The organism is Bacillota bacterium, assembly GCA_024655925.1.
In the GTDB taxonomy this organism is placed as follows: Bacteria; Bacillota; DTU025; order DTU025; family JANLFS01; genus JANLFS01.
Map to the genome: position 1 here is coordinate 62,859 of JANLFS010000001.1, position 8,507 is coordinate 71,365.

Sequence of the window (8,507 nt, forward strand, 5' to 3'; positions counted from 1 at the left end):
GATTGTGGGACAGCATGTCGCCACAATCACATTGTTGAGAACAGTCATGGTGTCGAAGAGGTTTATGTTCTGGAAGGTTCTCGCCACTCCCATGGCGGCAATTTGGTAGGGCCGCTTCCCGGTTATCGGTACACCCATGAACGAAACCCGCCCCGAGGTTGGTGAGTATATGCCTGTCACCACGTTGAAGAGAGTCGTCTTTCCCGAACCATTTGGGCCGATGATCGACAGCAGCTCTCCTTGCTCAAGATCTACACATACACCTTTGAGGGCAGCAAGGCCGCCGAACATCATGGTGACGTTCTCGATCTTCAGGATAGTCCCCACGCTGATCCTCCTATCACTTTCCGACTGCGAGCTTGCGCGACTTCCGGCTCGCGGCGGCAAGCTGTCGTGCTATTCCACCGATCCCATCAGGCATGAATATCAGACTGATGATTAATAGTAGTGCATACATGATCAGGCGGAACTCCGAGAAAGCTCTCAGATACTCCATGGCAGCCACAAGCACCGTACCTGCCACTACAATGCCGGACAAGCTCCGGACTCCCCCGACCGCGATAATGGTTACGGCCATAATCGACTCTGCCTGTGTGAACGCATCGGGGTGCAGGTAGGCAATATAATGCGCGTACAGACTACCGGCAAAGCCGGCAAATGCGGCACTGAGGACAAATGCCAACGTCTTATAGTAGGTTGGGTTTATGCCGATGGCTTGAGCGGCAACTTCCTTGTCAGCCACGGAGATGAATGCTCTGCCCACTCGTGAATTGACTATCCGCGACGCGACGAAGAAACTCGCTATGGCTGCAACCAGCACCAAGTAGTAGTACCGGAAAGGTGTATTGAGTGAGAATCCCGCTATCGTTGGGCACGGGATCTCACGGATTCCCATTGGCCCCATGGTCACAGGAGTCCAATTCAGTAGAACAAGCCGCACGATTTCGGCGAAACCCACAGTTGCCACTGTGAGGTAGATGCCAGACAAGCGTAGAGTGGGTAACCCCAAGACGACTCCCATTGCCGAGGAAACCACCGTTGCTCCGAGTGCTGCGATCCAGAACGGAAGTCCCAACCTGACCGCAAGAAGCGCGGATACATACGCGCCCACAGCATAGAAAGCAGCCTGTCCGAGGGACAGCTGACCAGCGAAGCCGCTTACTAGGCTCAAGCCAAACGCCAATATGATGTAGATCCCGACTAGTATTAGGATATGGATCGTGTACTGTTGGAGGACAAGGGGTAACAGAGAGAGTATTACGCCTCCCATAAGCCACGGTGCCCACTTTCTCAGTTCCTTGCTCACGTTGGACTCACCTACACCTTTTCTACGGCCCTCTTGCCCAGGATGCCTGACGGCTTCACAAGAAGGACTACGATCAGAATCACGAACGCGATTGCGTTCTTGTACGTCGACGCGATTAGGCCAGCTCCTACATTCTCCAGGACGCCCAGTACAAGCCCGCCGAGGATGGCCCCGGGTATCGTGCCTATGCCGCCGACCACAGCGGCGGTGAAGCCTTTGAGGCCGAATACCGGCCCGTAGTCAAAAGAGACGTAGAGCAGCGGAGCGACTAGGGTGCCGGCAAGCGCACCCAGGGCGTAGGTGACCGCAAGAGTGGTGTATATGCCTTGCTTCACATTCACTCCCATCAACGCTGCCGTTTCGCGGTCCTGCGCGATCGCCCGCATGGCTCGGCCCATTTTGGTCTTGAACATGAGGACTTGGAGCAGCGCCACCAGCACAACGGCCAGGCCTATGATACGCACATAGTGCTCCGGAACAGCTATTCCACTAAATATGAAGACTCTGGTCCCGAAGACCCTTGGGAAGAACAGGGGCTCGGAAGTCCAGATCAACCTGGCGGCGTTCTCCAGAATGATCCCGACGGCCATCGTGGAGACCAGCATGTTGACTTTGAACCTCTCCTTCGGGGTACGCCGCTGTATGGGGGAGAACACCAGAGTCTGCGTCATTATGGCCACGACTATGGCAGAAACCCCAACGAAGACCACCAGTCCAAGTATGACAGGGATACTGCCGCGAACGGGACTTCCCATTAGTCGCAAGGCAGTGAGGCCAAAGAAGCCGCCAAGCATGAACACCTGGCCCTGCGAGAAATTGAGGATACCCATCGCCTTCCAAATCATGGCGTATCCGACCGCGATCAGCGCGTACACACTGCCGATAGCCAGTCCGCTGACTATATACTGCATGAGAATAGTGGTCGCCAAGCCTGCCACCTCACTTATCCCCACTTACGGAGCAAGGGAGGGGCCACCAGCTCCAAGATGCAGGAAGGCGCTGGCCGGCCCCGCTTGGCCCCGGGTACGCTGGTGCTGCCTAACGTGTTAGATCTCTGTGTCTAGCCCTTGAATGGCTTCCACACACCGTTCTGGACCTCAATGAACAGAGACGGCATGATAACTTGGCCAGTCTCATCGAAGTACTTCTCGACCCCGAGCGCGGTCCACTTCCATGAGCGTAGAGCGTCACGCATCTTGGCCTTATCTGTGCCGACTTTGTCTACCAAAGGCTTCAGGATGTACTTGAATGCCTCGTAGGTGTTCCACGCATGGTGAGTCGGAAGCGTCTTGTACTTCTTCTCGTAGGTGTCAACAAACGTCTTTACTACCGGGTCATCTGCAAACGGGCTGAATGTGGTGATTCCGATGGCGCCTTCAGAAGTTCCGGGCGCGAGTTCGATATACTTGGGGACTACGAACCCGCCGGTCGTACAGATGAGTGCATTCATGCCTAGTTGCCTCATCTGGTTGGTAATGATGGCTGCCTCGGCTTGTTGTCCAAACAAAGCCACGGTATCGGGGTTCTTCTCCCTGATACGGATCAGCTGCGACATGAAGTCCTTATCGCCCCAGTTGAACCCCAGCGAGATCACAGGGTCTAGTCCAAGTTCCTGGAGCCTCTTGGTGAAGGCGTTTTTGCAGCCTACTCCGTAGTCGCCTGCATCATAGAGAATGGAAATCTTATTCTTTCCAAGCACGTTCACGAGGAAGTCTGCGAGGTGAGCCGACTGGATATCGTCGTTCTGGTGCAGCCGAACAACCCACTTGTTCTCAGGCCGCGTAATGAGCGCGTTGGAGGCCGTTGTCACGATGTACGGGACTCCCGCCTTCTCAACCACCTGCATGTGAGCGAGAACCGTCGAACTTATGTTTCCGCCAATCAGGAAGTCGACGTTATCCTGGTAGATAAGCTTATTCGCCGCGGAAACGGACTGAGCAGGGATGCCAGCATCGTCGACTACGATGAGCTCCACGGGGCGTCCGCCGACCCCGCCAGCAGCGTTGATCTCAGCCACCGCGAGTTCGGCACCATACTTGATGTGCACTCCAGCCCCTGCTCCGCCGCCTGTCAAAGGCGTAATACAGCCAACTTTGAAAGGCGTGGCGGCAGTGGACCCTACGGTCATGGCCAGTACAACGAAGACCGCCAGGATTACGTAAATACGTCTCATCAACTGTGACCTCCTCATTTGATACTGGGCTAACTCATGAGTCCGAACCTAACCACAACCGGTCTTGGGATTGACTAGGTCATCACCTCCTCACTGCTCATGCGGAAACCTGATCACAGAAGCTCCGGAGCCTGCCCATGGCATCCTCGAGCGCCTCATAGGAGGTGGCGTAGGAGAACCTTGCATATCCCCGGCCGGAAGTCCCGAAAACTGGCCCGGGGACCGAAGACACATACTGCCTTTCCAGCAGCTCCGTGCAGAATGTCTCGGACGTCATGCCCAGTCCGGTAACGTTCACGAATACGTAGAACGCCCCCCCAGGAGTAACGCACGACAGCCGCGGTATCTCGCACAGGGCGCCAATCACGAGATCCCTTCGCCTCCGGAATTCCTCAACCATGTGTGATACGCAGTCCTGAGGCCCACGAAGGGCAGCAACCGCTCCTTCCTGAGCAAACGAACAAGCGCAGGCAACGTTGTATTGGTGCACCCGGTTCATGGCTTGCACCATGGACGTTGGCGCCGCGACATACCCGAGTCGCCATCCGGTCATGGAGTACGCCTTTGAGAACCCGTTTACCAGCACTGTCCGCTCCCTGAGGCCGTCGAATGAAGCCATGCTCACATGAGTTAGGCCATCATAAGTGATTCTCTCGTATATCTCGTCTGACACCACTATGAGGTTGTGCTTGAGGGCGATGGCCGCCAGTCGCTCCAGAACCTCTAGACTCTGGACGGCTCCTGTGGGATTGTGAGGCGTGACCACTACAAGGATCTTGGTCCTCGGGGTGATCAGGGCCTCCACCTCGTCAGGGTCGATCTGGTAACGGTTTTCTTCTCTGAGGGGCATGGGGACAGGTACAGCTTCAGCGATTCGCGCCGCGGCCGCGTAGTTGAGCCAACTTGGCTCGGGGAACAGAACTTCATCCCCGGGGTTCAAAAACGCCAGGAATGCGTCGAAAATGGCCTCGGCAGCGCCCACCGTCACCAGAACCTCGGAGTCTGGATCGTAATCCAGCCCGTTTTCCCGCTTGAGCTTCTCAACGATCGCTGCACGCAGTTCAGGTATGCCGAAGTTCGATGTGTAATGCACGTGTCCCGCGTCGAGTGCCCGCTTGGCGGCCTCTTTGATGTGCGCAGGCGTATCGAAGTCCGGTCTCCCCGTTTCCATGAACACCACCGGGCGCCCTTCGCGCTGCAAGGCCTTAGCTCTTTCGAATACCTTTCTGATCCCCGAGAACGGCACGAGGTCCATTCGGTCCGCGGGAGTGGCTATTGGATCCATTAAACGCGACGCCTCCTTACTCCGAGGTAACTACTGCCCAACGACTCTAGCTGCTTCCTTGGCTCCGAGCACTGGGCTAGCAAGTACGGGGGCACCCACGTCATCACCCAAGGAATCGAGGAGTCGGGCCATGGATACTTGAGCCAGCACAACAACGTCGGCCTCTCGGGCCGCATCACGGATCTGAGACAGCAGCACGTTGTCGTGCCCTGCCTTGTCCCCCGCGAGCAGGAGTTGGAAAGCGTCCGAACACAGGCGCGCTTTGACTGTTACATCCTTACCTGCCTTGGCCGCACAACGTTCAATCAGCCTGGTGCTGGGTCCAACGGTGGTAGGGACTGTAGCCATAAGCGCAATCTGTGTTCCAATTCGCACCGCCTCCCGCGCCATGGGTTCATCCACCCTAACAACGGGTATCCCCACTGTCTGCGCAGCGATGTCCGAGGCGTCGCCCACCGTGGAGCACGCATTCAGTATCGCGTCTGCGCCGAGTTGCTCCGCAGCACCGAAGTACCAGCACATGCGCTGTAAAACCTTGGGGGTAACATGCCCGACAGCCATCACATCTTTCAGCAGACTGTCATCGACGATATTCACAAGAGTCAAGTCCGGCGCCACCTCTGCGAAGACTTTCGCAAGCGGCTCTATCGTGACCGGTCCAGTGTGCACTATCGCAAGTTTGCGCGCCAATCTGACACCCCCTAACAGATTGTTCTAGATTCTCAATCGGGTGCTAGTAGGCGTAACCCGCTCAGGTAGTCTCATCCAGGCTCTCTCGAAAGTGGCCTTGGACTGAGCGAGAACGGTCCACGGGTCCGTGCCGGCTGGAGGGCGCACCTCAAGTGAGACGATAGCGCTTCCGGCAGAGTTGGGGCGGGAGAAGTACCCGCTGTTCATGAGGGCTCTGAGGAACTCGTGTACCTCGTCATCGCCACACTCTCCTTCCTCGATACCGAAAGGCACGTGTTGATCGCCGTAAAGCTGGCTAAGAGGGTTTGAGATCACGCAGTTCGCCAGATGGACATGAGCAACGAGATCAGCAAGGTGGCCCAGCGCCATCTCGGGGCTCTCCCCGAGTTGGCAGATATGACTCTGATCCAGCGTGATTCCCAGGTTGGGGTGTTCTGATTTGAGTGCGCGAACAAATTCAGCCGTCACGGCGGAGGGTCCCAGAAGGAACCTCTTGTCGATATCCCTATCATAGTGCTCGAGGGTGATCATGAGAGGCGCTTCAACCGAGTAGTCCTCGGCGCAACGGCATATGGTAGACAGTGATTTGGCTAGTTGCTCCAGTGCTCTCTCGCGCAAGTGTACCCCTGGGTCCGGGCCACTGCTTACAAGCATCAGGCACGCTCCAAGTTGGAAAGCCTCGTCGATCATGGACACCACTCTTCTGACGGCTGACCACCTGACTGCCTCGTCGATGGCGGACAGATTGAGACGTTCCCGCAGGATTGGGATCCCAGCGAGATATACGCATCCGAGCCCACGTTCCTTGACGAACCCGGCTACCTCCGCACGCTGCTTTGAGTCGGCTATGGGTCCCATCTCGACAGCCCCAAAGAACCTATCAGCAAAACACGAGGCGAGAGTATCGAGAATGTTCCCTTCTCCGGACGCGAACTGAGGAAACGCCGCTGGGAACACGAGACCTAGTGATATTGAATCATTCCAGGTCGATCGAACCTGGTCAACCACTGAGCACCCTCCCTACACCTCAGGCGCAAGAATCACCTTACCCGCTTTGCCGGTTTTAGCTGTGTCCATAGCCGCATCAACCTCAGACATTTTGAACCTGTGAGTGGTAACGGGCCGCGGATCAACAAGGCCTGACTGAATCAGGGATGCCACCTTGTACCAGGTACCGTACATGACTCTCCCTGTTACTCCGTAGACTCGGAGTTCCTTGTACACAATATCGTCGACCACGTCGATTTCGACGGGTCTTGCCTGGAGCCCGGCGATGGACAGCCTTCCGCCTCGGGTCATGGCCGCGAGCACTTGCCGAAGTGCAGCCGGAGCGCCCGACAGTTCGACGCCCACATCGACACCTACACCACCGGTGATCTCGAAGATGGCCTCCACGGCGTTTGACTCCCTGGGGTTCAGGAGATGGGTCGCTCCAAGCTTCTCCGCGAAGGCCAGTCGCTCTGGACTGACTTCGCACGCAATGACCTTCGCAGCCCCACACGCTCGGGCGACTGCCACCGCATACAACCCTATCGGACCGCAGCCGAATACGGCCACGCTCTTGGCGGAGACATCTTCAGCCAGGACCGCGTGGGTAGCCACACCAAACGGCTCATACACCGCTCCAACCTCCGGTGGCGTTCCGGGGGGCAGTTTCCAGGCACAAGCTTCGGGAATCAGTGCATATTCCGAGAAGACCCCGGGTGTGTGGACTCCTAGTATTGCCATCCGCTGGCATACATGTTGAAGACCCGTTCGGCACTGGTAGCAGTCTCCACAGGGAATGTGAGTCTCCCCCGCGACCAGGTCTCCGGGAGCGGCCTGCGTGACACCTTCGCCAACCTCCACAACCTCTCCGGAGAACTCGTGGCCGAACACCATCGGGGGTTTGATCCTTTTCTGCGCCCATTCAGTCCAGTCATATATGTGAATGTCCGTGCCGCATATCGCCGTGGCGAGAACTCGGACCAGCAGATGCCCTGGTTTGACCCGTGGCACTTCAACGTCCAGGAGTTGAGCGCCGGGTCCGGGGGTTGCCTTGACCAGGGCTTTCATAGTCCGAACCATAGTGACACCTTCTTTCATCGTATCGATTGCCGTCGTCGAATCACCTTGCCATCGGATCCGAACTCCTGGGGTCCGCGACTTATTACAATCGCCCCACCTTCGTCTATGACGAACGAATCCTCACACGTCATCGCATGCCCGTCGTAGGCACAGTGGAACTCCACACATCCGACCATGCCAGCATGGACCGGTCGCGTAACTCCGGGCTTGAACCCGAAAGTGTTGGACTCCTGGCGTTCTAATACGTGACCTATGTCACGTGGGTAGCCAGTTCGCCATGAAAAGCTGTCTGGCATGTAGCCATGCTTTCGGAAGACGCTCTCTTTCGCTCCCATCTGGTTTACGCCCATGGAGTGAATCTGCTCTCCAGTCATTCCAGGGAGTATCCCCGGGATCGTCTCTTCCAACATGACACGTTCCATAGCATCGAATACTTCCTCTGCGGCGTCCGAAGTGGTGACTGTTCTTGCGATGTCGCTGCACGCATGGAAGAGGCCATCATCGAACGCAAATACCCCGGCGTCGATCTTGAGGGAGTTAATGCCCTTCGAGAGCTTGTAGTTTCCTGGCCTAGACGGGTAGATGGTCCTCGATCCGGCATGGTTGTTGGTGAAGTAGAGTTCGAGGGTGACTGGAAGCTTGTTTTCGACAGCAAACTCCTTCAGTCGGCTCAGGTAGACTCTGTCGACGTCCTTTTCGGACACCTCGACCCCGGAGCAGATAGCTGTGTGGGCAAAAGCGGCCGCTCCATCAATTGCGTACCTGGAGGCCATTGCGCATATGACGAAGTACGGTATGTCGTAGTGGGCCTTCTCCTCCCGCCAATCGCGCATGACTCCGCCTCCGTCCGCCAGAGACACACCTGCATGACGCAGGTCCATTAACGCAGAAGCGCCGAGGGTGTCTTCTTCATACCCAACAAGCCCGGTTCCGGCAATGTCTTTGACAGCCGCAGCCATGCTAGGATACGTACGCTCCGCACAAAG

General features: G+C 56.8%; 9 protein-coding genes. All 9 read right to left on the reverse strand.

Annotated elements, in window-relative coordinates; all coding sequences use genetic code 11:
* The coding region (locus tag NUW23_00270; protein ID MCR4424615.1) for an ATP-binding cassette domain-containing protein at window positions 1-294 on the reverse strand (294 nt) is incomplete at its 3' end.
* A 46-nt stretch (window positions 295-340) separates the two neighbouring features.
* The gene (locus tag NUW23_00275) at window positions 341-1,306 is read right to left on the reverse strand and encodes a branched-chain amino acid ABC transporter permease (protein ID MCR4424616.1); all 966 of its coding nucleotides are present in this window, start codon (window positions 1,304-1,306) and stop codon (window positions 341-343) included.
* 11 nt (window positions 1,307-1,317) lie between these two features.
* Window positions 1,318-2,235 carry a branched-chain amino acid ABC transporter permease gene (locus NUW23_00280; protein MCR4424617.1) on the reverse strand — a complete coding sequence of 306 codons (918 nt, stop codon included), beginning with the start codon at window positions 2,233-2,235 and terminating at the stop codon, window positions 1,318-1,320.
* Window positions 2,236-2,366: 131 nt separating this feature from the next.
* Window positions 2,367-3,479: an ABC transporter substrate-binding protein gene (locus tag NUW23_00285; GenBank protein ID MCR4424618.1), complete on the reverse strand. Its 1,113-nt coding sequence runs from the start codon at window positions 3,477-3,479 to the stop codon at window positions 2,367-2,369.
* Window positions 3,480-3,576: 97 nt separating this feature from the next.
* Window positions 3,577-4,764 (reverse strand): pyridoxal phosphate-dependent aminotransferase, encoded by a 1,188-nt coding sequence (locus tag NUW23_00290; GenBank protein ID MCR4424619.1) that lies wholly within the window; start codon window positions 4,762-4,764, stop codon window positions 3,577-3,579.
* Between the two features lie 30 nt (window positions 4,765-4,794).
* Window positions 4,795-5,454: an aspartate/glutamate racemase family protein gene (locus tag NUW23_00295; protein MCR4424620.1), complete on the reverse strand. Its 660-nt coding sequence runs from the start codon at window positions 5,452-5,454 to the stop codon at window positions 4,795-4,797.
* A gap of 24 nt (window positions 5,455-5,478) precedes the next feature.
* On the reverse strand, window positions 5,479-6,462 hold the full coding sequence (locus NUW23_00300) for a sugar phosphate isomerase/epimerase (GenBank protein ID MCR4424621.1): 984 nt from the start codon (window positions 6,460-6,462) through the stop codon (window positions 5,479-5,481).
* 12 nt (window positions 6,463-6,474) lie between these two features.
* On the reverse strand, window positions 6,475-7,521 hold the full coding sequence (gene tdh, locus NUW23_00305) for an L-threonine 3-dehydrogenase (protein ID MCR4424622.1): 1,047 nt from the start codon (window positions 7,519-7,521) through the stop codon (window positions 6,475-6,477).
* Window positions 7,522-7,535: 14 nt separating this feature from the next.
* A partial coding sequence (locus NUW23_00310; protein MCR4424623.1) for a M24 family metallopeptidase occupies window positions 7,536-8,507 on the reverse strand: 972 nt, incomplete at its 5' end.

What these genes read in the sequence shown, in the direction of transcription:
- NUW23_00285 (MCR4424618.1), bottom strand. Translation starts at nt 3,479, where the DNA reads ATGAGACGTATTTACGTAATCCTGGCGGTCTTCGTTGTACTGGCCATG.
- tdh (MCR4424622.1), bottom strand. Translation starts at nt 7,521, where the DNA reads ATGGTTCGGACTATGAAAGCCCTGGTCAAGGCAACCCCCGGACCCGGC.
- NUW23_00290 (MCR4424619.1), bottom strand. Translation starts at nt 4,764, where the DNA reads ATGGATCCAATAGCCACTCCCGCGGACCGAATGGACCTCGTGCCGTTC.